Below are 22057 nucleotides of genomic sequence, written 5' to 3'. Positions count from 1 at the left end.
CACCATAATCCCTTGACCGTTGGGGTGGCAAACTGTCAGAGTTAACGACAGTTCCGATTCGCGTCCAAGATGCGAGGAAAAGCCGCCCCAAAAAGGGAGACTGGACATGCCGAACCGCAAGCTCATCCCCGACGTCATCAAGGACCAGCAGCTCGTCTGCCTGCCCCCGGAGGCCAGCGTCCGGGATGCCGCCGTCCTGATGGCGGAGCGCCGCGTCGCCGCCCTTCTCGTCACTCAGGACCGGCCGAAGGGGGGCCGGTCGCTGAAGGGCATCTTCACGGAGCGCGATCTCGCGGCCCGCGTCGTCGCCACCGGCCGTGATCCTGCGGCGACCCGGCTCGCCGAGGTCATGACCGCTTCTCCCGACACGCTGGGACCGGACGCCCACGCCTACGAGGCGCTGGACCTGATGGAGCGCCACCACTACCGCCACCTGCCGGTCACCGCGGACGGCGAGTCGGACGGCATGGTGATGGGCATCGTCTCCATCCGCGACCTGTTCGCCGTAGTCCGCGCCCATCTGGAAGACGAGATCCGCGACCGCGAGGCCTTCATCTTCGGGTCGAACTACTCCGCCAGCGTTCCCCCATGAACCACGGGGACGTAATGCTGCAATGCGGCGAAGCCGGCTTGACCTGAACGCTGGCCCCACCGATATTCCAGGGTACGCCCCAACAACCCGGCCATCCGAATTAGGCCGAACGTCAGAGAGTCCCATGCCGCTGTCCGAGCCCGCCGCACGCGAACCGATCCACACCCGGGAAGTCACTTGCCGGGGCTATCGGCGGACCGATGGGTTGTGGGATGTCGAAGGCCATCTGACCGACGTGAAGAGCTACGCCTTCCACACCGAGCAGCGCGGCCAGATCCTGCCCGGCGACCCGGTGCACGGCATGTGGCTTCGCCTGACGGTGGACAACGACCTGACCGTCCAGGCGGTCGAGGCGGTGACGGAGAAGAGCCCCTACCGCACCTGCGGCTCCGTCACCCCCAATTTCCAGCGGCTGGTCGGGCTGAAGATCGGGCCGGGCTGGACCCGCGCGGTGAAGGAGCGTCTGGGCGGCGTCCAGGGCTGCACGCATCTGGTGGAGCTTCTGGGGCCGATCGCCACCACCGCCTTCCAGACCATCTACCCCATCCTGGCGCGCGAGCAGGCCGAGAAGGCCCGGGCGGCCGGTGGCGGCGAGGCGGGCAGCAAGGAGGACATGCTGCGCACCAAGCGCCCGGTGCTGCTGAACACCTGCCACATCTTCGACAGCAACGGCGAGGTCGTGCGGAAGAACTGGCCCGACCACTACACCGGCGACCGTCCGCGCGACGCCGCGGACTGAGACGGCGGCCGGTTTACGCGAGAGCCCCCAACCCCGAGGAACCGCGCTTCCCCGCCTCGACCGCAGCACACTCGGCCGTGGCACCCTCGACCACAGAAAAAAAGGGCGCGCCCCCATGGACGCGCCCTCTCTCTTTTCCCGAATCGGGACGGTCGGACCGTCACGCCTCCAGAGCGGACCGCAAGCCTTCGCCCGGCGTGGCCGGGCTGGCCGCCGGCGGCATGGTGGACGCCGTGGTGTCGGCACCGCTTTCCGGCCGGTCCAGCTCGTCCAGCGGCGGCAGGTCGAAGGGCGTGCCGACGAAGGGGTCTCCCCCGCCATGCCCGGCCTGGACATGGCCGTCCTCCGTGCAGGCCCGGCGGAAATAGGCCGCGATGAAGACGCGGACCGCCGAGGTCAGGGTGACCTCCGCATTGTCCGCGCCCGGGCCGCGCCGCCGGATCTGCTCGTCCAGCCGGTCCTTGATCAGGGTGCAGAGACCGTTGACCGTCAGGCCTTCGCGGCGGGCGATGTCCTCCAGAGCGTCCCACATGGTCGGCTCCAGACGCATGCTCGTGCGGCGCCCGGCAATCATGATGTTCATGCTCTTCAGCGGCTCCACACACGCGGTGGGATTCACTGTTAACCGCTTCTTCGGCCCGCGCTTCGCCATACGCCGCCCTCTCCACGAACCCGCCGGACGACGCGCGAAAAGTGCATCGCCCACGGCGCATTGATTGGTTGCATGCGCTGCACTCTACTAAATACAGCGAGAATTGCAACCACGGCAGCACTCCAATTATGTTTGAAGACGGAAAAGAACCTCTAGTAGTTGCATGCGTATGTATGCATTTGCGGGTGGCGCTTTTCCCTTGCTGCACGGATGGCGGCCGGGCGTTCTTGTCGGCGTTGCTGTCAGCGGGCCTCCTCGGGCGTCAGCGTGGTCAGGCCGAGGGCGTGAACGCGCTCCGCCATTTCTTGGGCCAGCAGGCCATAGACCAGCCGCTGGCGCTCCACGCGCGACTTCCCGGCGAAGGCGGCGGAGACGATGGTGACGTGGAAATGCGTCTCGCCCTCCGGGTGGGCGCCGCCATGGCCGGCGTGCCGACCGGAATCGTCCTGGATGTCGAGCCGCTCGGGGGCCAGCGCGTCGGTCAGCTTCCGGCGCATGCGGGTGGCGTATTCCATGGGGGTCCTCACTGGGTTTGGGCTGGGTCGGGTTTTGGATTGAGGTGACGGCGCGGCATCGCTCCCGTCAAGACGCCAATGCCGCAGACCGGCCATTTTCCGCAGGTCGGCACCGTCCCCTTGCGTGCGCTTGCCAGAAAGGATGCCTCTTCCCATACTTCGCACATGAGCAAGCCACGCACCCGCTACGACTTCAGCCGCTACGACCAGCCGCGCACCGCCGTGCGCGCCTGCGATCATCCGGGCTGTGCCGGCGAGGGCGAGTACCGGGCGCCGAAGAGCCGTCGGCAGCTCAACGACTACTACTGGTTCTGCCTTGACCATGTGCGCGAATACAACCGCGCCTGGGACTATTACGCCGGCATGAAGCCCGAGCAGATCGAGGCCGAGGTCCGCCGCGACACCACGTGGCAGCGGCCGAGCTGGCCGCTCGGCTTCTGGGGGGTGCAGGAGAAGTTCCTGCGCGACCGCGCGATGCACGGCTTCAGCTTCGAGTTCGGACGCGAGGCCGGCAAGGACCAGTCCGAGGAGAGCAAGCAGCGCCGCCAGGCCGCCCGCAGCGCGGAGGAGGAGGCGCTGGTCGTCCTCGACCTCGCCCCGCCGGTGGATTTCCCGCGCATCAAGGCGCGCTACCGCGAACTGGTGAAAATCCACCATCCCGACGCCAACGGCGGGGACAAGGCGGCCGAAGAAAAGTTGAAGGAGATCAATCAGGCCTACAACACGCTGAAAGCCTGCTATGGTGCGTAACCCCGACGGTTGGCCGGACCAGATTGGCCGGGCGGCCCCGACAACAGACACGTTGGAACGATAAGAACCTCCCATGCCTTCTCAAGGAGCCACCCAGGCCAGCTCGGCCCTGTTCGATCACGTTCCCGACATCACCCTGTCGGTGCGTCAAGTGTTCGGCATCGACAGCGACATGCAGGTGCCGGCCTTCAGCCAGCGCACGGAGCATGTGCCGGACATCGACGAAGCCTACCGCTTCGACCGCGACACGACGCTCGCGATCCTGGCGGGCTTCGCCTACAACCGTCGCGTCATGGTCCAGGGCTATCACGGGACCGGCAAGTCCACCCACATCGAACAGGTGGCCGCGCGCCTGAACTGGCCCTGCATCCGCATCAACCTGGACAGCCACATCAGCCGCATCGACCTGATGGGCAAGGACGCCATCGTCCTGCGCGACGGCGTCCAGGTGACGGAATACCGCGAAGGCATCCTGCCCTGGGCGCTCCAGCACGCCTGCGCGCTGGTCTTCGACGAGTATGACGCGGGCCGTCCCGACGTGATGTTCGTGATCCAGCGCGTGCTGGAGGTGGAAGGCAAGCTGACCCTGCTCGACCAGAACCGCGTCATCCGCCCGCACCCGGCCTTCCGCCTGTTCGCCACGGCGAACACCGTCGGCCTGGGCGACACCACCGGCCTCTACCACGGCACGCAGCAGATCAACCAGGGCCAGATGGACCGCTGGAACATCGTGGCGACGCTGAACTACCTGCCGGTGGACGCCGAGGTGAAGATCGTCGCCTCCAAAGTGCCGGAGTACGACAGCGAGGCCGGCCGCAAGACCGTGGCGTCGATGGTGCGCTTGGCCGACCTGACCCGCGCCGGCTTCATCAACGGTGACATCTCCACCGTGATGAGCCCGCGCACGGTCATCACCTGGGCGCAGAACGCCAACATCTTCAACGACATCGCCTTCGCGTTCCGGATCACCTTCCTGAACAAGTGCGACGAGGTGGAGCGGCCGACCGTCGCCGAATACTACCAGCGCTGCTTCGGTACGGAGCTGCCGGAGACGGGGGTCCAGGCGAACTTGGTGTAAGGCGGAGACGGCGATGGGGTTCATGGATTACGTTGTGGTCGGCCCAGACGGCGAACTGATGCTGCCGAAAGCCGTGCGCGACCAGCTTGGTTTAAAGCCAGGTGATTGCGCACGGATCGACGTTGATCCTGTACACCACCACATCGCCGCCCTTTCCCGAAGCAACGAGCCGCTGGCAAGCCGGTCCATCATCGTCGGCGGGCACCGCACGAGCATGCGGCTGGAGCCGACCATGTGGGACGCGTTGGAGGATATCGCGCGTCGCGAAGGACTCACCGTCAACACGCTCTGCACGCAGATCAAGGAGCGGCTGGAGGAGCAATTCCGGCGTCACGGTCCGACTGCGGACCGTTCGGAAGCGACTCTAACCTCGGCGGTCCGTGTGTTCATTGCCGCCTACTTCCGAGGGTACGTTCTAGACCAGGCTCGCGGACAGACCACGGCGAGCGGGAAGGCCCAGGCCCGAAAGACCATCGACGATCTGATCGGGATGGGAGGAACCTTTCATCGGTCCGTTTCGGTCGAGGAAATGAATGAAGCCGTTCGTCGGCGGACCGCCCAAAGGTTTCTTAAAGGATGATCGGACTCGACATCAATGCTTTGGTCAGGCTCGTCATCAAGGACGATGCCGAGCAGGCGGAACTCATCCGGGCAACGGTTCGTGGGATTGTCGCTGAAGGCAAGCGCTGCTTCATCAATCGCATTGCGCTGGTCGAATTCGTCTGGGTCATGGAAAGCGTTTACGACCAGCCGCGCGCCGAAATTTCCAGGTTTATCGAAGCCTTCCTTGAAAACGACGACCTGTGCATAGAGGATCGTGACGCCGCGCAATGCGCGTTGAGTCGCTACCGCGACAACGGAGCCGACTTTTCCGACGCCCTGATCGGCCTCCGCAACCGGGACGCCGGCTGCGCCGCCACGCTGACGTTCGACCGAAAGGCAGCCCGGCTGCCGGAATTCCAGATTTTGAGCTGACAGCCCGCCATGACCGACCGTGAAAACCCCGTCGAGGCCTTCAAGCGCTCCACCGCCGCCGCGGTGCGGGCCCTCTCCCGCCGGGCCGACGTGCAGGTGGGCTTCTCCACCGAGCCGCCCGGCGTCGCCGGCCTGCGCGTGCGCATTCCCACCCCGGCGCGCGACCTGAACCCGCATGACGTCGCGACGCTGCGCGGCGCCGCGGACGCCGTGTCGCTCCGGCTGCGCTTCCATGACAACGCCATCCATCTCCAGCGCATGCCGCTGGGCGACAGCGCCCGCGCCGCCTACGACGCGCTGGAGCAGGCCCGCTGCGAGGCGCTGGGCGCCAGCCACATGCCCGGCGTGGCCGCCAACCTGGAGGCGGCGCTGGACGAGCGCTACCACAAGCAGGGTTTCGAGCGGCTGGAGGAGCGCGAGCAGGTTCCCCTGCCCGAGGTCCTGCGCCTGATCGCCCGCGAGGCGATGACCGGCGCCGCTCCGCCCCCCGCCGCCGAGCACGCGGTCAGCCTGTGGCGCGGCTGGATCGAGGAGCGGCTGGGCAAGGACCTGCACGGGCTCGCCGGCCATATGGCCGATCAGGACGCCTACGCCCGCGCCGTGCGCAAGCTGCTGACCGAACTGGACATGGAGGTCGGCAACGACCCCGACGAGCCGCAGGAGCCGGAGGAGGACGAGCGCGACTCCGGCGAGAACGAGAACGAGCCGAACAAGGGCCAGACCCAGGGTGAGGACGACACCCAGAGTCAGGCCGAGTCGATGACCTCGCAGGAGACGCAGGAGTCCGACCAGGGCGAGCAGGCCGACGAGGGCACCGGCGAGGAGGGCGACACCGAGATGGGCCAGGGCGAAGGGGCGGAGGAGCCCGCCGGCCCCGGCCAGCCCTGGCGCCCGGAGGCCAGCCGCCGCAACGAGCCTGACCCCAACGCCTACAAGCCATTCACCACCCGCTTCGACGAGGTGGTCGACGCCGCGGAGCTGTGCGACCCGGAGGAGCTGGCCCGGCTGCGCCACATGCTGGACCAGCAGCTCGTCCATCTCCAGGGGGTGATCTCCAAGCTGGCCAACCGCCTGCAGCGCCGCCTCCTGGCCAAGCAGCAGCGGTCGTGGGAGTTCGACCTGGACGACGGCATCCTTGACGCCGCGCGTCTCGCCCGCATCGTCGTGAATCCGGTCCTTCCCCTCTCCTTCAAGAAGGAGAAGGAGATGGATTTCCGCGACACGGTGGTGTCGCTGCTGATCGACAACTCCGGCTCGATGCGCGGGCGGCCGATCTCCATCGCCGCGATGAGCGCCGACATCCTGGCCCGCACGCTGGAGCGTTGCGCGGTGAAGGTGGAGGTGCTGGGCTTCACCACCCGCGCCTGGAAGGGCGGACAGGCGCGCGAGAACTGGATCTCCTCGGGCAAGCCCGCCAACCCCGGCCGCCTGAACGACCTGCGCCACATCATCTACAAGGACGCCGACCAGCCCTGGCGCCGCGCCCGCAAGAATCTCGGCCTGATGCTGCGCGAAGGCATCCTGAAGGAGAACATCGACGGCGAGGCGCTGATGTGGGCGCACAACCGCCTGATCGGACGGCCCGAACAGCGGCGCATCCTGATGGTGATCTCCGATGGCGCGCCGGTGGACGACTCGACCCTGTCGGTCAACGCCGGCAACTATCTGGAGCGGCATCTGCGGCAGGTGATCGAGTACATCGAGACCCGCTCGCCGGTCGAGCTGGTGGCCATCGGCATCGGCCACGACGTGACCCGCTACTACCGCCGCGCCGTCACCATCGTGGACGCCGAGCAGTTGGGCGGCACCATGATGAACAAGCTGGCCGAGCTGTTCGACGAGGACGACCGCCGGGGCCGCAGCGGCTGGCGCTGAGGCCGAAGACAGGACCGGAAACGACAACAGCACAATCGACAACGGCGCGGATCACTCCGCGCCGTTTCTGTTGATGCCGCCCGGTTCGTCTGGTCACTGCAGGCTGCGCTGCATCTCTTCGAAGTTGCGCGAGAAGCCGTTCAGCGGGAAGTCGATGTCGCGCTTGCCGGCGCGCAGGAAATTCACGCGGACCAGCACCGTGGAGCCGTTGCGGAACTGGTCGACCACGCGGCCCGACACGAAGTTCGGGAACATGCACATGTTGAGCGTGGCGATCTGCGTCTCGATCCGCGGCTGACGGTCGACGCGGATGGCGCAGTTGTCGATCATACCCTGGCTGGTCGTCAGGAACAGGTGGTAGTCGTTGCCGGTCGGGATGACGCTCAGCGCCACGAAGCCGACCTCCTTGCCGTCGTCGAACAGCCGGTAGTTCATCAGCCGGCAGACCTTGGTGTCGGTCATCCGGTCGATCTCGCAGCGGCTGGTCCAGGCGCCCTCCGGGCCGTACTCGGCGGCGGACTTGGAAAAATCGACGGCAGAGGCCGGCGTGACGGCCAGCGCGGACAGCAGCGCCGCACCAAAAGCGAAGAGACCTGTCCAACGCATCCTGACGCTCCCCATCTGTCGTCCCGTTCGGCCGCTCGACCTCCCGCCCAACGGCGGGTATCGCGAACGGATTATAGGCATACCCCAAAGACGAACAAGCCTTTACACCTTTGGTTGGCGTCTTAGTCCGCGATGATCGTTCCGCTCCGCATCCTTTTTGAATATTGAGAATGGTTATCGTTCACGCTTGACACCCCGGCCCCCGAATGGTCAAGTCGGCGCATGAGAACGCTTCGCAATTGCGGGCGTGAACCGACAAGAATTCGGGAGTCACGAGGATGCACATCGGATCGCGCGGCGTCTTTGCCGCCACCTTCGCCGCCACGCTGCTGACCATGACGGGTCTCGCCAGCGCCGCCGAGGTGAACGTCTACTCCGCGCGCCATTACGATGTGGACAAGGACCTCTACGACGCCTTCACCAAGAAGACCGGCATCAAGATCAACGTCATCGAGGGCAAGGAAGAGGAGCTGATCGAGCGGATGAAGACCGAAGGCGGCAACAGCCCCGCCGACGTGTTCATCACCGTCGACGCCGGCCGCCTGTGGCGCGCCCAGGAAGCCGGTCTGCTCCAGCCGACCCGCTCCAAGGTCATGGAGGAGGCCATCCCGGCCCACCTGCGCGAACCGGAAGGCCATTGGTTCGGCATCTCCAAGCGCGCCCGCATCCTGGTCTACAACAAGGCCTCGGTGAAGCCGGACGAGATCAAGACCTACGAGGAACTGGCCGATCCGAAGTGGAAGGACCGCGTCCTCGTCCGCTCCTCGACCAGCGTCTACAACCAGTCGCTCGTCGGCTCGCTGCTCGCCGCCCACGGCGAGAAGGCGACGGAGGATTGGGCCAAGGGCGTCGTCGCCAACATGGCGCGCAAGCCGCAGGGCGGCGACACCGACCAGATCAAGGGCGTGGCCGCCAACGAAGGCGACGTGGCCGTGACCAACACCTACTACTTCGCCCGCATCGCCTCCTCCGCCAAGCCGGAGGACAAGGCCATCGCGGACAAGCTGGGCGTGATCTTCCCCAACCAGGACGGTCGCGGCACCCATGTGAACGTCTCCGGCGCCGGCGTCATGAAGAACGCGCCGAACAAGGAGCAGGCCATCCAGTTCCTGGAGTATCTGGTCAGCCCCGAGGCCCAGAAGATGTTCACGGAAAAGAACTACGAGTACCCGATCGTCGCCGGGGCCGAGACCGCGCCGGTGCTGGTCACCTGGGGCAAGTTCAAGGAAGACCCGCTGAACGCCGCCGTCTACGGCAAGAACAACGCCGAGGCTCTGAAGATCATGGATCGCGCCGGCTGGAAGTAAGCCACCGTCCGGCGTAGCAAAGGGGCGCGTCCCAGCGGTGGAGACGCGCCCTTTTTGTTTGTGGGTTTAGAATTTTCCCTCTTCGTAGTCGCGGTAGGCCTGCATCACCTCCTCGCGGCTGTTCATGACAAAGGGGCCGCCCCAGGCCACCGGCTCGCCGAGCGGGCGGCCGGAGAGCAGCAGGAAGCGCGCGCCGGACGGGCCGGCGGTGATCTCCGCCCGGTCGCCCTCGCCCAGCACCAGAACCCGCGGCCCGCCCAGCCGGACGGAGCTGCCGGGCGCCACCACCGATCCTTCGAAGACCACCAGCGCCGCCGCGTGGCCGGCGGGCACCGGCTCGGAGAAGGTGGCACCCGACGGCAGATTGACGTCGAAGTAGCGGGCTTCCGTCGGGCCGCTGCGCACCGGGCCGGCGGTGCCCTTGCCGGTGGTGCCGGCGATCACCGTCACCGTGGTCCCGCCCTCGCGCGTCTCGACCGGGATGCGGTCGGCGGCGAACTCCTGGTAGGCGGGCTCCGACATCTTCAGCCGCGCCGGCAGGTTGATCCAGAGCTGGAAGCCCTTCATCAACCCTTCGGTCTGCTCCGGCATCTCGGAATGGATCACGCCGCGCCCGGCGGTCATCCATTGCACGCCGCCGGTCTCGATCACGCCCTCATGGCCGTGGTTGTCCCAGTGGCGCATGCGGCCGGCCAGCATGTAGGTGACCGTCTCGAAACCGCGGTGCGGGTGGTCGGGGAAGCCGGCCAGATAGTCCTGCGGCGTGTCGGACCCGAAGTAGTCCAGCATCAGGAAGGGGTCGAGCATGCGCAGGCGCGGCGTGCCGACCATGCGGGTCATGCGCACGCCGGCCCCGTCGGACGCTTCCATGCCTTCGACGGCGGTCAGGACGGGGCGGACGGTTTCGGCGGTCATCGGACGCTCTCCTCAAGCAACATCGCTGAGAGAGAGGTATTCTTTCCAGGGCACCGGATAAAGCCCCACCGCCGCTCAACACTGTTGCGGCGGGGACAACAGCCTCACTCGTCCGTCTGGCCGGGGCGGGAGCGGCTGATCGACAGGCTGAGCAGGATCACCGGCACGATGCCCACCGCGACGATGGCCAGCGCCCCCGTGGCGGCCTCGGTCAGCCGCTCGTCGGAGGCCAGCGTGTAGACGCGCACGGCCAGCGTGTCGAAGTTGAAGGGCCGCACGATCATCGTCGCCGGCAGCTCCTTCATCACGTCGACGAAGACCAGCAGGCCGGCGGTCAGCAGGCTGCCCCACATGATCGGCGCGTGCACCCGGATCAGCGTCCGCCCCGCCGTGTGGCCGAGCACGCGCGAGGCGAAGTCCATCGTCGGGCGGATCTTGCCCAGGCTGGCCTCGATCGTGTTGAAGGACACCGCCAGGAAGCGCACCAGATAGGCGAACAGCACCGCCGCGATGGTGCCGCTCAGCAGCAGGCCGGTGGACACGCCGAAGGTCTGGCGCATGAAGGCGTCGACGGCGTTGTCGAGATGGGCGAAGGGAATCAGCACGCCAACCGCGATCACCGAGCCGGGAATGGCGTAGCCCATGGCGGCGACGCGCACCGCGCCCTTCAGCAGCGGCGTCGGGCGCAGCCGCTGCCCGTAGGCCAGCACCAGCGCCAGCGACACCGCCAGCACCGCGGCCAGCGCCGCCAGCGTGAAGCTGTTGCGGGCCAGCGTCAGGAACACCGGCCCGAAGGCCTGGTCCCCGGCGGTGACCGCCATGCGCACCAGCAATCCGGCGGGCAGCAGGAAGCCGAGCAGCAGCGGCAGCCCGCAGGCCGTCATGGCGGCGGCGGCGCGCCAGCCGGTCAGCTGGTGCTTGGGCAGGCGGCGGTAGCGGGTGGTGGTGTGGTGGTAACGGGCCTGACGGCGCGACCAGCGCTCCATCAGCACCAGCACCAGAACGAACATCATCAGCACGGCGGCCAACTGCGCCGCCGCCACCGGCTGCCCCATGGCGAACCATGTCCGGTAGATGCCGGTGACGAAGGTGTTCACCGCGAAATACTGCACGGTACCGAAATCGGCCAGCACCTCCATCAGCACCAGCGCGAGACCAGCGACGATGCTGGGGCGGGCCAGCGGCAGCGCCACCGTGAAGAAGCTGCGCCACGGTCCGCGGCCGAGCGTACGGCTGACCTCCAGCACGCAGACGGACTGCTCCAGGAAGGCGGCGCGCGACAGCAGATAGACGTACGGGTACAGCACCAGCGTCATCATCAACGCGGCGCCTTCGAGCGTACGGATGTCGGGAAACCAGTAATCCCGCCGCGACCAGTGGAAAACCTCGCGCAGCGCGGTCTGCACCGGGCCGACGAACTGGAGCAGGTCGGTGTACACGTACGCCATGACGTAGGCCGGCACCGCCATCGGCAGCAGCAGCGCCCACTCCAGCGTACGGCTGCCGGGGAACCGGCACATGGTGACCAGCCAGGCGGTGCCCACCCCGATCACCAGCGTGCCCACCCCCACCCCGAAGACGAGGCGCACGGTGTTCAGCAGATACTCCGCCAGCACCGTGTCGACCAGATGCTGCCACACCCCGTCCGTTGGCACGAAGACGCGGCTGATCACCGCCAGCACCGGCAGGGTGACCAGCGCCGCGATCACCAGCGTCGCCAGCGTCCAACCGCTGAAACCGATGCGTTGCCACAGGGAGGAATGGAAGCCGGCGGCCTGAACCGGGCCGCCCGGTGTCGGGCCGGGGGTTTGAAAGGTGTCCGTCGTCAAGGCCGGTTACGCCCATAGGGATGTGTCGAACGGGAGCCCTATGGTCTCACACTGTGCGAATAACTCGCAATGACAACATGCCGCATCCCTTTCCCCTGATGGTATGACAGGGATGCGGCCGCCGTTTACGGTTACTTGGTGCCGAACATGCGGTCGCCGGCGTCGCCCAGGCCGGGGACGATGTAGGCGTTCTCGTCGAGATGGCTGTCGAGCGAGGCGGTGAAGACCTTCACCCGCGGGTGGGCGGCGGCAAAGACGCGCATGCCCTCAGGCGCCGCGACCAGCGCCATGAAGCGTATGTTTTCGTCGTCCACGCCGTGGCGGTTCAGCACGTCGCAGGCGTGGACGGCGGAGTTGCCGGTCGCCAGCATCGGGTCCACCACGATGAACAGGCGGCCTTCGGCCTCCGGCAGCTTCACCAGATACTCGTGCGGCATCTTGGTGTCGTGGTCGCGGTAGAGGCCGATGTGCCCCTCGCGCGCCGACGGCACCAGCTCGTGCAGGCCCTGGGCCATGCCGAGGCCGGCGCGCAGCACCGGCACGATGGCCAGCTTCTTGCCGGCGATGACCGGCGCGTCCATGGGCTGGAGCGGCGTGTCGATCCGCTCGGTCGTCAAAGGCAGGTCGCGGGTGATCTCATAGCCCATCAGCAGCGAAATCTCGCGCAGCAGGGTGCGGAAGCCGCCGGTGGAGCGTTCCTTGGCCCGCATCAGCGTCAGCTTGTGCTGGATCAGCGGGTGGTCGAGGATGAACAGATTGGGAAATTCGGTGTGGGTGCGCATGGATCTCGTGCCGCGGCCTGTCTAGACCCCGATCCTAACCCGGCGGACCCGCTTCGGCCAAGCCGCCCTTAAGCGATCCCGCCGGATGCACCGCTCGCGAGACGAAAATCAGCGGCGGTTGGGAAGCGCCGATCGCCCCGCCGCAACCTCCGGCTGGTCGACCCCGTAGCGGACCACGCGGTTGCGGCCGCTGTTCTTCGCCTGATAGAGGGCGCGGTCGGCGCAGACCACCATCTCCTCCACCGGCAGATCCTCCCCGGCCTCGACCAGCCCGAAGGAGGCGGTGACCGCGATCCGCCGCCCGTCCGGCAGCGTCACCGGCGTCCGCGCCAGTTCGCCGCGCAGCCGCTCGATGACCCGGAAGCCCTCGGCGAGGCCGGTTTCCTTCAGGCAGATCAGGAATTCCTCCCCGCCCATGCGGAAGGCCTCGTCGAAGCTGCGGATGCCCCGGCTGATGGCGGCGGCGGTGGCGGCCAGGACGCGATCCCCGATGTCGTGGCCGTAGGTGTCGTTGATGCCCTTGAAGCGGTCGATGTCGCAGATGGCGACGCAGAAGGCCGGGCCGTTGCGGCGGAAGCGGTTGTGCTCACGCTCCAGCGCCTCCTGCATGCCGCGGCGGGTGCGCAGGCCGGTCAGCGGGTCCAGCCCGCTCGCCGCCGCACCGAAGGCGCGCTCGACCCGGCGCAGATGCAGGACGAACTCCTCGAAGCGGGCGATCACCCCCTCATAGTCGGCCTCGCTGGGGCTCTCGCCGCCGGCCGCCTTCAGCAGAAGCAGCTTGGCCTTGCGGTGCATCTGCTCATGCAGGGTGACCAGCTTCTCGACGGCGGGCTGGTGGGCCAGATCGTCGGCGTTGACCGCCACGCACCACGCCGCGAAGGAGGCCGGGGCCGACACCCGCTCGCCCCCCTGCCCGCCGCGGAAGAAAACGGCGCGGTGCCACTGCCCGATCCATCGCAAATGCTCGTCGAGGACGAGGCCGAGGCTGTCGGATGGCGAGCGTGTGTCGGACGAGTTGGTCATCGGGCTTGCACGGCTTCCCTTCGGACACATCCATCGGTCGCAGCCGGCGGATGCCAACAGTATCGCACGAAGTCATACCCCGGGTCCGCAACCCGGTCGTGCGATTAAGTTGTGCCTATGCGCCAAAAGGGAAAGCCCCGCGGCAACATCAAATTTTATTCAAATGCCTCGCCGCGACGCGGCGTCACAGCCCGGCCACGCTGTCCAGGAAGCGGCGGATCAGCTCCGGGTCCTTGTGGCCGGGACGGTCCTCCACGCCCGACGACACGTCGAGCGCCGTGGCGCCGGTCGTCCGCACCGCCTCCGCCGCGTTCTCCGGCTTCAGCCCGCCGGACAGCATCCAGGGTTTCGGCCAGCTCCGCCCGGCGAGCAGCGTCCAGTCGAAGGCGATGCCATTGCCGCCCGGCAGGGCCGGCACCTTGGCCGGCGGCTTGGCGTCGAACAGCAGACGGTCGGCGACCTCGGCGGCCTCCAGCGCGGCGGCCAGATCCTCCGGCCCGCCGATCTTGATCGCCTTCATCACCGGAATGTTGAAGGCCGCCTTCACCTCGGCGATGCGGCGCGGCGTCTCCTTGCCGTGGAGCTGGATCAGGTCGAAGGGGACCTGGCTGACCACATGCTCCAGGAAGTCGTTCTCGGGGTCGACGAACAGCCCGACCGTGCGCACGCCCGTCGGGACCAGCCGCGCCAGCTCTGCCGCCATGGACGGTGCTATGGAGCGCGGGCTCGGCGGGTAGAAGACGAAGCCGACGTAGCGCGCCCCGCCGGCGACCGCGGCGTGCAGCGACAGGGGCTCGGTGAGGCCGCAGATCTTCACGCTGACGGGCATGGGGGCGGGTCCTTACAGTTCCGAAACGATGCGGCGGGCGGCGGCTTCCGGATCGGCGGCGCCGGTGATCGGGCGCCCGATGACCAGATGGTCCGCCCCGGCGGCCAACGCCTCGGCCGGAGTCATGACGCGCTTCTGGTCGTTGGCGGCGGCCCAGGCGGGGCGGATGCCCGGCACCATCAGGATGAAGTCCGGCCCGCAGGCCTCGCGGATCAGCGCCACCTCGGCGGGGGAGCAGACGACGCCATCCACCCCCAACTCCTTGGCGAGCAGCGCCAGCCGCTTCACCTGATCGGCCACCGGGACGCTCTGCCCGACGGCCTGGAGGTCGGCAGCGTCCATGCTGGTCAGCACGGTGACGGCGAGGATCTTCGGACGGTCCGCGCCCGCGCTGGCCGCGGCGTCCGCCGCCGCGCGCATCATCGCCGGGCCGCCGGAGGTGTGGATGGTCAGGAAGGCGGGCTTCAGCGGCAGCGCCGCCCGGATGCCGCCCGCCACCGTGTTGGGGATGTCGTGCAGCTTGAGGTCGAGGAACAGCGGCGGGCCATCCTCGCCGATCACCGTGCGGATGCCCGTCGGGCCATGGGCGATGAAGAACTCCAGCCCCAGCTTGATCCCGCCGACCACCCCCGCGATCCGCCGGCCGAGGTCGCGGGCGGTGTCGAGGTCGGTCGTGTCGACGGCGCAGAAGATGCGCGAGGCGGGCGCGATGCTGGGCGTGCTCATGGAAAAACGGCTCTCCGAACCCTGGAAGGTGGTGATGGCGCGCAGCCTAACAAGGGCCGGCGGCAATCACCAGACTTCCGGGGCCGGAGAGTGGGTCGGAACCGCTATTCGCGGTTCACGTCGACGCGGCCGGTCGGCGGAGTCGCCGGGGTGCCCATCGGAGTCGCGATCGGCGTGGCCGCCGGAGCGCCTGCTGCCGGGTTGGCGCCCTGCGTGTTGACGTCGCGCAGCGAGGCGGCGGCGGCGCGGCGGCGCTCCTCGGCGACCTGGGCGCTGTCGTAATCGGCGGTGGCGGCGTCATAGCCGCTCCAGCCGGCCTCGCGGTAGCCCTGCGCCCGGCCGGGAATGTCCACCGAGCCGTGGCGCTGCATGACGGCCAGCGCGGAGTCGCACATCAACTCCTCGACCCGGCCAACCAGCAGCACGCCGCCGCGGCGCACGCCCTCGGCGAAGACCTCTGCGTCCTCCCGCGTCACGCCGACACCGGTCAGCATGGAGACGCGGCGGTCGCGGGCGTCGAAGTTCGGGTCCCCCCCGAAGTCGGCGGCGTGGCGCCAGCTTTCCAGCCGGTTCTCGGTGGCCAGACTGGACGAGGAGCCCAGCTTCGCGCTGTCGGCGCCCATCATGGTGAAGTCCTGCCGCAGATTGGCGGCTTCGAGTTCGCTCAGCGCGCGTTCGGCGCCGGACAGATCGTCATACAGCGCGACAATGGTCTTCTTGTTCATGAACCCGCTCCTGTGCTGGTCCGATCCGGACGCGGTCCGGACTCAGAGGAAGAAATAGAGGAGGGCGAGGACCACCAGCACGACCAGCGCGATGACCCACCAGTTCATGGAGCCGGCCGCACCGCCCGTCGCCGTCCGGTTGCCGTCCGTGTCATAGACACCCACTTTGCGAGGTTCGTCGGCCATGGATGCTTCACTCCCTGTCGGTAAGGCTTCAGCCAAAGCAGGCTGATTGCCCTCTCAACAGGGGTGGAGCCGCACCGTTCCGCCGGTTCCGGGAGGGCGCTCAGCGCCCGGCGGCCCAATCAGGCAGTTCGGACGCCCGCGCCGGATCGCCGATGGCGTCCGCCAGCGCCTCGCCCAGCGCCGGGGCGAACTTGAAAGCATGGCCGGAGCAGGCGCTCATCAGCCAGCAGCGGGCGGACAGCGGCTCGACCACGAAGCCCTCGTCGTCGGTCACCGTGTAGAAGCAGGTCGCCGCGTTGGCGAGGCTGTAGCGGTGGCCGTCCGCCAGCACCCGGCGGGCGCGGTCCAGCACATCGCGCGCCTCGTCGGGATCGGGATCGCGCTCGGTGTCCGGGTCGCCGACGCGCGAGAAGCGGTGGTCGCCCGCTTTCATCGTCGTGCCGGCCACCGGGGGAACGACGTAGAACTCCGCTCTCCCCGTCCGCGTCGATCAGCATCGGCGCCTTGGCCCAGACGCCGCGCAGCCCCTCCGGCGGCATCAGGTAGGCCACGACCTGCCGTGACGGGGTCAGGCGCGCCGCCGTTTCCGGCAGCAGCTTGGTCACCCAGGCCCCGGCGGCGACCACCAGCGCGTCGGCGCCGATGGTCCGGCGGTCGGCCAGCGTCACGGTGGCGCGCTCGGCGTCGATGGCCGTCACGGGGGCACGCGCGTGAACCGTCACCCCCAGCGCGTTCAGATGGTGGCTGAGCAGCTCCACGATGCGCCCGGCGAGCAGCACGCCGCCCGACTCCAGATGCAGCCCCTCCGCCACCGCGTTGGCGTCCACCAGCGGGAACTCCGCGGCGATTTGCGCCGGGGTCAGGCGGCGGAAGGGATGGCCCAGCGACTCCAGCACCGCGACGCTGTCGGCCAGCCAGCGCCGCCCGTCCTCCGCCGAGGCGGTGCAGAGCGTACCGCTGGGGACGAGCAGCCGTTCGCCCAGATCGGTCCACAGCCGCTCCCACGCCTGGAAGGAGGTGTCGGCCATGCGGGCGTAGCCGGCGCTGGCGCCGTAGGCGTGGCGGAACAGCCGGTGCTGGTCGACGGAGCTGCCGAAGGGGTTGGGCACCTGTCCCTGGTCGAAGACCGCGACTTCGTGCCCGGCGCGGGCCAGCGCCCAGGCGGTGCACAGCCCCATGATGCCGGCGCCGACGACGGTGATGCGGAGAGTCATGATGGAAAAACGCCTCAGCGGATCGTGTCGTTGTGGATCACCATCTCCACCGCCAGCTGGGCGGCGCAGAGGTCCTCCAGCGCGGTGCCGACCGACTTGAACAGGGTGATCTGGTCGTAGAAGCGGCGCCCGGCGCGCTGGCCGCGGGTCAGGTCGTAGAGGTCGCCGGCGATGTCCGCGTCGGTCAGGATGCCGGCCTTCATCGGCTGCACGATGTCCCCCGCTTCCGTGCAGGCGCCCTCGCGGGTGTCCACGAAGACGCGGGAGCGGCGGATGCAGTCGTTGTCCGCCTCGCGCATCTCCGGGGTGAAGCCGCCGACGAGATCGAGATGGGCGCCCGGCTGAAGCCACTCGCCACGGATCAGCGGCTCCTTCGCCAGCGTGGCGCAGGAAATCACCTGGGCGCCGCGCACCGCCCCTTCCAGGTCGGCAGTGGCCTCGATGCGGAATTTCGGGCGGTGGAAGCGGCTGGCCACTTTCTTCGCCTTCTCCAGGCTGCGGCCCCAGACCAGCACATGCTTGATCGGCAGGACGGTGGCGAAGGCCTCGATCAGCTCGGGCGCCAGCGCCCCGGTGCCGACCATCAGCAGCCGCTCCGAGTCGGGCCGCGCAAGGTAGGAGGCGGCGAGGGCGGAGGCCGCGGCGGTGCGCCGCTTGGTCAGGGCGGTGCCGTCCAGAACCGCCTGGGGCATCCCCGTCTTGCCGTCCATCAGCAGGTAGAGGCCCTGCACCGCCGGCAGATCCTTCGCCCCGTTGTCGGGGAAGACGGTGACCACCTTGACGCCGATGGACTGGTTGACCTGCCACGCCGGCATCAGCAGCAGCGTGCCGTCGTTCTGGCCGTAGGTCTCGACCGTGTGGTGGTGCCGCATCGGCACCTCGACCCCGGCGCGGAAGGTCTGCCGCATGCGCTCGATCAGCATGCGGAAGTGCAGGACGGATTTCAGCTCGGCTCCGGTGACGGTGCGCATCGGCGGCTCCCTCCACAGGTCCGGCAAAGCGGAACCCCCCTCCCGCCCCCCGGCCGGACGGGAGGCCGAAGGGGTTACCGGCGGGCGGTCAGTGGACCGTGGTCGCCGGCAGGGCGGCGCCGGACCCGGTCACCGCGGGCAGGCCGGCGGTGCCGGACAGCGGGCGGTTCATCTCGGCCAGACGCTTTTCCGCGGCGGCGGCGCGGGCCTGCGTCTCCTTCAGCTCGCGCTCCAGGTAGGAGACGCGGTCCGAGGAGCGGCGGGCGCGGCGGCGGTGGCGGCGCTGGGCGTTCCAGGCGACGACGCCGCCAGCCAGGAAGCCGATCACCAGCGCCACCAGCGTGGCGAGATAGACCGGAACCTCCAGCGTGAAGGGCAGCGGCCAGAGCGACAGCGTGACCAGGCCACGGTTGGAAATGGCGAACAGCACCGCGGCCAGCGCGATGGGAACGGCGATGATGAGGGCGATGAAACGCACGGGTGTGGTCCTCGTATCCATGATCGGGGGCCGGGTCAGCGCCGGGTCCGGGCCGATTGAGTCAGCGACGGTCTGTCAATGAACGGACATCATTCGTCGGTGTTCAAGCGCTCGCGCAACTGTTTTCCGGTCTTGAAGAAGGGGATCGCCTTCTCGCCCACCTCCACCGCCTCGCCGGTGCGCGGGTTCCGGCCCGTGCGGGCGTCGCGGCGCTTGACCGAGAAGGCGCCGAACCCGCGCAACTCCACCCGGTCGCCGCGGGCGAGCGCTTCGGAGATCTCGTCGAAGATGGTGCCGACGATCTTTTCGATGTCGCGCTGGTACAGATGCGGATTGCGCTCCGCGAGCCGTTGGATCAGCTCTGATTTGGTCATGGCGATTCCGTTTCCCCCGGTTCGAGCGCCCTTGCACCGCGCTCCTTGACCTGCGCGCAAGCGTGCCACCGGGTCCGGTGACCGTCAAGCTAAGCCTTTCTGGCGGAACCCTTTTCCCGGCAACGCTCCGGCTTGCCCGACCTCCGCCCCGAAAAAGGCCCGAAATGTGATTAATCCGTCTTACGGATTGCCTTTGAACGCACCATTTCCGATGAGTTGGTTGGCACGGTCCCGGTTGCCGGACTCGGTTGGAGGTTCGCCATGACACACACTCACCACACCGGCCATCACACCGGCCCCTCCGACCCGCTGGCCGGCCTGCCCTACGCGGACCGCGTCCGCACCGTCACCACCGCGCAGGCGCTGGGCTGGCTGCGGGCGGGCTGGATGGACCTGCGGGCGTCGGGCTGGGTCAGCCTCGCCTACGGCGCCCTGTTCGTCGCCATCGGATTCGCGCTGACCGGCGGGCTGGTGCTGGCCGGGATGGCCTATCTGATCGCGCCGATGATCGGCGCCTTCCTGCTGATCGCTCCGCTCCTGGCGCTCGGCCTCTACCGGATTTCCAAGGACGTCGAGGAGGGGCGCCGGCCCAGCCTGTGGCGGGCGCTGACCGCGTGGCGGGCCAACCCCTACCACATCCTGACCGCCGGCCTGATCCTGATGCTCTATGTGATGATCTGGGCGCGGATGAACGTGGTGGCCTTCGCCCTGTTCTTCCCGCACGAGGCCATCGCGCTCGACCACTTCGTGGCGCAGATGTTCAGCTTGGACGGTCTGGTGTTCACCGTCTTCATCACGGCGCTGGGCTTCGCCTTCGCCGCCTTCGCCTTCATCACCAACGTCACCGCCCTGCCGATGATGATGGACCGCCCGGTGGACGTCTTCGCCGCGGCGCTGGCCTCGGCGATGGCGGTGCTGCGCAACCCGCGCGTCCTGGCGCTGTGGGCCGGGCTGATCGTGCTGGTGACCGGCGCCGGGCTGCTGACCGGCTTCCTGGGGCTGATCGTCGCCCTGCCCCTGGTCGGGCACGCGAGTTGGCACGCTTACCGCGACCTCATCAAGGAGGATGAGGAGGGGTGAGAGCGGTTTGAAAAAGGAAAAAGCCGCCGCGGGGTGACCGCGGCGGCTTTTTCGTAATCAGGTGCGAGAGGCGGGGCCCCTCCCCGACCCTCCCCCGCTGACGCAGGGGAGGGGGAGAGACATGCCTTACTCGTCGTTCTGCTGCTTGCGCTTCAGAGCCGCACCCAGGATGTCGCCCAGCGAGGCGCCCGAGTCGGACGAACCGTACTCGGCCATCGCCTGCTTCTCCTCCTCCATCTCGCGGGCCTTGATGGACAGCGAGATGCGGCGGGAGCCGCGGTCGATCTGGGTGACCTTCGCGTCGACCTTCTCGCCGACGGCGAAGCGGTCCGGACGCTGCTCCGAACGGTCGCGGGACAGGTCCGACTTGCGGATGAAGCCGGTGTAGCCCTCGCCGACCGTGACCTCGATGCCACCGTCGGTGACCTGGGTGACGGTGCAGGTGACGACCTCGTTCTTCTTCAGGCCGGCCGTGGCAGCCTCGAACGGATCGTTCGCGAGCTGCTTGATGCCGAGGGAGATGCGCTCCTTCTCGACGTCGACGTCCAGGACCTTGACCTTGACGCGGTCGCCCTTCTTGTACTCGGCGATGGCCTCCTCACCCGACTTGTTCCAGTCGAGGTCGGACATGTGGACCATGCCGTCGATGTCGCCCGGCAGACCGACGAACAGACCGAACTCGGTGATGTTCTTGACCTCGCCTTCCAGCTCCGTGCCCGGGCCGAACTTGTCGAGGAAGGTCTCCCACGGGTTGTCCAGGCACTGCTTGAGGCCCAGGCTGATGCGGCGCTTCTGCGGATCGACGTCCAGGACCATGACCTCGACTTCCTGCGAAGTCGACACGATCTTGCCCGGATGGACGTTCTTCTTCGTCCAGGACATCTCCGAGACGTGCACCAGGCCCTCGATCCCCGGCTCCAGCTCCACGAAGGCGCCGTAGTCGGTGATGTTGGTGACGCGACCCTTGAACCGCGAGCTGACCGGGTACTTGGCTTCCACGCCTTCCCACGGATCGGCTTCCAGCTGCTTCATGCCGAGGCTGATGCGCTGGGTCTCCGGGTTGAAGCGGATGACCTGGACCGTGACGGTCTGGCCGATCTGCAGGGCCTCGGACGGGTGGTTGATGCGGCGCCACGCGATGTCCGTGACGTGCAGCAGGCCGTCGACGCCACCCAGATCCACGAACGCGCCGTAGTCGGTGATGTTCTTGACCACACCCTGCAGAACCTGGCCTTCCTTGAGGTTGGCCACCAGCTCCGAACGGGCCTCGGCGCGGCTCTCTTCGAGCACGGCGCGACGCGACACGACGATGTTGCCGCGCGAGCGGTCCATCTTCAGGATCTGGAACGGCTGCGGGGTGCCCAGCAGCGGGGAGATGTCGCGGACCGGACGGATGTCCACCTGCGAACCCGGCAGGAACGCCACGGCGCCCGACAGGTCGACGGTGAAGCCGCCCTTGACGCGGCCGAAGATGACGCCGGTGACGCGGGTCTGGTCCTGGAAGGACTTCTCCAGCAGCGCCCAGGCCTCTTCGCGCTTGGCCTTCTCACGCGACAGAACGGCTTCGCCGTTCTTGTCTTCCATACGCTCCAGATACACCTCGACGGTGTCGCCCGCCTTCAGCTCGGGCGGCTGGCCGGCAACGGCGAATTCCTTCAGCGCGACGCGGCCTTCCGACTTCAGGCCGACGTCGATGGTGACCATGTCGTTCTCGACGGAGACGACGCGGCCCTTGACGACCGAGCCTTCGAGGGACTCGGCCGTGCCGAGCGACTCCTCGAGCAGAGCCGCAAAGCTTTCCTTCTCGCCGGTCCGGGCCATAGCTTGTGCCATTGA

At 68.0% G+C, this 22057-nt stretch carries 25 protein-coding genes and 1 pseudogene; 9 read left to right on the top strand and 17 right to left on the bottom strand.

Annotated features, from left to right (window positions below; genetic code table 11):
- Positions 1-106: 106 nt before the first annotated feature.
- Both ACWPN7_RS20155 and ACWPN7_RS20150 read left to right on the top strand, forming a co-directional pair.
- On the top strand, positions 107-592 hold the full coding sequence (locus ACWPN7_RS20155) for a CBS domain-containing protein (protein ID WP_200775712.1): 486 nt from the start codon (positions 107-109) through the stop codon (positions 590-592).
- Between the two features lie 124 nt (positions 593-716).
- Positions 717-1331 (top strand): DUF2889 domain-containing protein, encoded by a 615-nt coding sequence (locus ACWPN7_RS20150; protein ID WP_035671124.1) that lies wholly within the window; start codon positions 717-719, stop codon positions 1329-1331.
- A 160-nt stretch (positions 1332-1491) separates the two neighbouring features.
- Here the strand turns inward: ACWPN7_RS20150 and ACWPN7_RS20145 are convergent, their stop codons facing one another.
- Both ACWPN7_RS20145 and ACWPN7_RS20140 read right to left on the bottom strand, forming a co-directional pair.
- Positions 1492-1914 carry a ribbon-helix-helix domain-containing protein gene (locus ACWPN7_RS20145; RefSeq protein ID WP_247875127.1) on the bottom strand — a complete coding sequence of 141 codons (423 nt, stop codon included), beginning with the start codon at positions 1912-1914 and terminating at the stop codon, positions 1492-1494.
- 311 nt (positions 1915-2225) lie between these two features.
- A complete protein-coding gene (locus ACWPN7_RS20140) occupies positions 2226-2498 on the bottom strand; it encodes a BolA family protein (protein WP_014239259.1) in 273 nt (90 codons plus the stop codon).
- A gap of 165 nt (positions 2499-2663) precedes the next feature.
- Here ACWPN7_RS20140 and ACWPN7_RS20135 point away from each other — a divergent pair, with 165 nt between their 5' ends.
- From ACWPN7_RS20135 to cobT, 5 genes are all read left to right on the top strand, one after another.
- On the top strand, positions 2664-3248 hold the full coding sequence (locus ACWPN7_RS20135) for a J domain-containing protein (protein WP_038525925.1): 585 nt from the start codon (positions 2664-2666) through the stop codon (positions 3246-3248).
- Positions 3249-3321: 73 nt separating this feature from the next.
- Positions 3322-4326, top strand: a complete 1005-nt coding sequence (cobS, locus tag ACWPN7_RS20130; RefSeq protein ID WP_014239256.1) for a cobaltochelatase subunit CobS — start codon at positions 3322-3324, stop codon at positions 4324-4326.
- Positions 4327-4339: 13 nt separating this feature from the next.
- Complete coding sequence (locus ACWPN7_RS20125) at positions 4340-4906, top strand: ribbon-helix-helix domain-containing protein (protein ID WP_247887538.1); 567 nt, start codon at positions 4340-4342, stop codon at positions 4904-4906.
- Positions 4903-5301: a type II toxin-antitoxin system VapC family toxin gene (locus ACWPN7_RS20120; RefSeq protein ID WP_459196029.1), complete on the top strand. Its 399-nt coding sequence runs from the start codon at positions 4903-4905 to the stop codon at positions 5299-5301. The genes ACWPN7_RS20125 and ACWPN7_RS20120 overlap by 4 nt, the downstream gene beginning before the upstream one ends.
- A 9-nt stretch (positions 5302-5310) precedes the next feature.
- On the top strand, positions 5311-7176 hold the full coding sequence (cobT, locus tag ACWPN7_RS20115; RefSeq protein WP_407823631.1) for a cobaltochelatase subunit CobT: 1866 nt from the start codon (positions 5311-5313) through the stop codon (positions 7174-7176).
- 93 nt (positions 7177-7269) lie between these two features.
- On the opposite strand, the gene ACWPN7_RS20110 is transcribed toward cobT, so the two are convergent.
- A complete protein-coding gene (locus ACWPN7_RS20110) occupies positions 7270-7782 on the bottom strand; it encodes an invasion associated locus B family protein (RefSeq protein ID WP_014239253.1) in 513 nt (170 codons plus the stop codon).
- 278 nt (positions 7783-8060) lie between these two features.
- Here ACWPN7_RS20110 and ACWPN7_RS20105 point away from each other — a divergent pair, with 278 nt between their 5' ends.
- Complete coding sequence (locus ACWPN7_RS20105) at positions 8061-9089, top strand: Fe(3+) ABC transporter substrate-binding protein (RefSeq protein WP_038525913.1); 1029 nt, start codon at positions 8061-8063, stop codon at positions 9087-9089.
- Between the two features lie 66 nt (positions 9090-9155).
- Here the strand turns inward: ACWPN7_RS20105 and ACWPN7_RS20100 are convergent, their stop codons facing one another.
- The 13 genes and pseudogenes from ACWPN7_RS20100 to ihfB all read right to left on the bottom strand — a co-directional run bounded on the left by ACWPN7_RS20100 (position 9156) and on the right by ihfB (position 19141).
- Entirely contained in the window at positions 9156-10004 is an 849-nt protein-coding gene (locus ACWPN7_RS20100) for a pirin family protein (RefSeq protein WP_459196030.1), read from the bottom strand.
- A gap of 104 nt (positions 10005-10108) precedes the next feature.
- A complete protein-coding gene (locus ACWPN7_RS20095; protein ID WP_149648271.1) occupies positions 10109-11833 on the bottom strand; it encodes an ABC transporter permease in 1725 nt (574 codons plus the stop codon).
- Between the two features lie 131 nt (positions 11834-11964).
- Positions 11965-12615, bottom strand: coding sequence for a uracil phosphoribosyltransferase (gene upp, locus ACWPN7_RS20090; RefSeq protein WP_014239248.1), 651 nt, complete (start codon positions 12613-12615; stop codon positions 11965-11967).
- A gap of 108 nt (positions 12616-12723) precedes the next feature.
- On the bottom strand, positions 12724-13638 hold the full coding sequence (locus ACWPN7_RS20085) for a diguanylate cyclase (RefSeq protein WP_038525904.1): 915 nt from the start codon (positions 13636-13638) through the stop codon (positions 12724-12726).
- A 184-nt stretch (positions 13639-13822) separates the two neighbouring features.
- Complete coding sequence (locus ACWPN7_RS20080) at positions 13823-14467, bottom strand: phosphoribosylanthranilate isomerase (RefSeq protein ID WP_459196031.1); 645 nt, start codon at positions 14465-14467, stop codon at positions 13823-13825.
- A gap of 12 nt (positions 14468-14479) precedes the next feature.
- Positions 14480-15193, bottom strand: a complete 714-nt coding sequence (pyrF, locus tag ACWPN7_RS20075) for an orotidine-5'-phosphate decarboxylase (protein WP_492273425.1) — start codon at positions 15191-15193, stop codon at positions 14480-14482.
- Positions 15194-15297: 104 nt separating this feature from the next.
- On the bottom strand, positions 15298-15918 hold the full coding sequence (locus ACWPN7_RS20070; protein WP_492273424.1) for a hypothetical protein: 621 nt from the start codon (positions 15916-15918) through the stop codon (positions 15298-15300).
- A 42-nt stretch (positions 15919-15960) separates the two neighbouring features.
- Positions 15961-16104, bottom strand: a complete 144-nt coding sequence (locus tag ACWPN7_RS20065) for a hypothetical protein (RefSeq protein ID WP_014239243.1) — start codon at positions 16102-16104, stop codon at positions 15961-15963.
- A 100-nt stretch (positions 16105-16204) separates the two neighbouring features.
- Positions 16205-16537, bottom strand: a complete 333-nt coding sequence (locus tag ACWPN7_RS20060; protein WP_492273423.1) for an FAD-dependent oxidoreductase — start codon at positions 16535-16537, stop codon at positions 16205-16207.
- A gap of 61 nt (positions 16538-16598) precedes the next feature.
- Positions 16599-17318 (bottom strand): annotated as a pseudogene (locus ACWPN7_RS20055) (NAD(P)/FAD-dependent oxidoreductase); the annotation flags it as partial.
- 14 nt (positions 17319-17332) lie between these two features.
- Positions 17333-18289: a bifunctional Delta(1)-pyrroline-2-carboxylate/Delta(1)-piperideine-2-carboxylate reductase gene (lhpI, locus tag ACWPN7_RS20050; protein WP_201044521.1), complete on the bottom strand. Its 957-nt coding sequence runs from the start codon at positions 18287-18289 to the stop codon at positions 17333-17335.
- 88 nt (positions 18290-18377) lie between these two features.
- A complete protein-coding gene (locus tag ACWPN7_RS20045) occupies positions 18378-18767 on the bottom strand; it encodes a lipopolysaccharide assembly protein LapA domain-containing protein (protein ID WP_038525891.1) in 390 nt (129 codons plus the stop codon).
- A gap of 89 nt (positions 18768-18856) precedes the next feature.
- Positions 18857-19141: an integration host factor subunit beta gene (gene ihfB, locus ACWPN7_RS20040; protein ID WP_014239239.1), complete on the bottom strand. Its 285-nt coding sequence runs from the start codon at positions 19139-19141 to the stop codon at positions 18857-18859.
- A 261-nt stretch (positions 19142-19402) separates the two neighbouring features.
- Here ihfB and ACWPN7_RS20035 point away from each other — a divergent pair, with 261 nt between their 5' ends.
- A complete protein-coding gene (locus ACWPN7_RS20035; RefSeq protein ID WP_459196033.1) occupies positions 19403-20221 on the top strand; it encodes a DUF2189 domain-containing protein in 819 nt (272 codons plus the stop codon).
- A gap of 126 nt (positions 20222-20347) precedes the next feature.
- Here the strand turns inward: ACWPN7_RS20035 and rpsA are convergent, their stop codons facing one another.
- A complete protein-coding gene (rpsA, locus tag ACWPN7_RS20030; protein ID WP_038525887.1) occupies positions 20348-22054 on the bottom strand; it encodes a 30S ribosomal protein S1 in 1707 nt (568 codons plus the stop codon).
- Positions 22055-22057: the final 3 nt, after the last annotated feature.

It is taken from the genome of Azospirillum sp. UENF 312511 (assembly GCF_058780635.1).
Note: the sequence above shows the minus strand (reverse complement) of the source record. Positions and strands in the feature narration are given on the sequence as shown.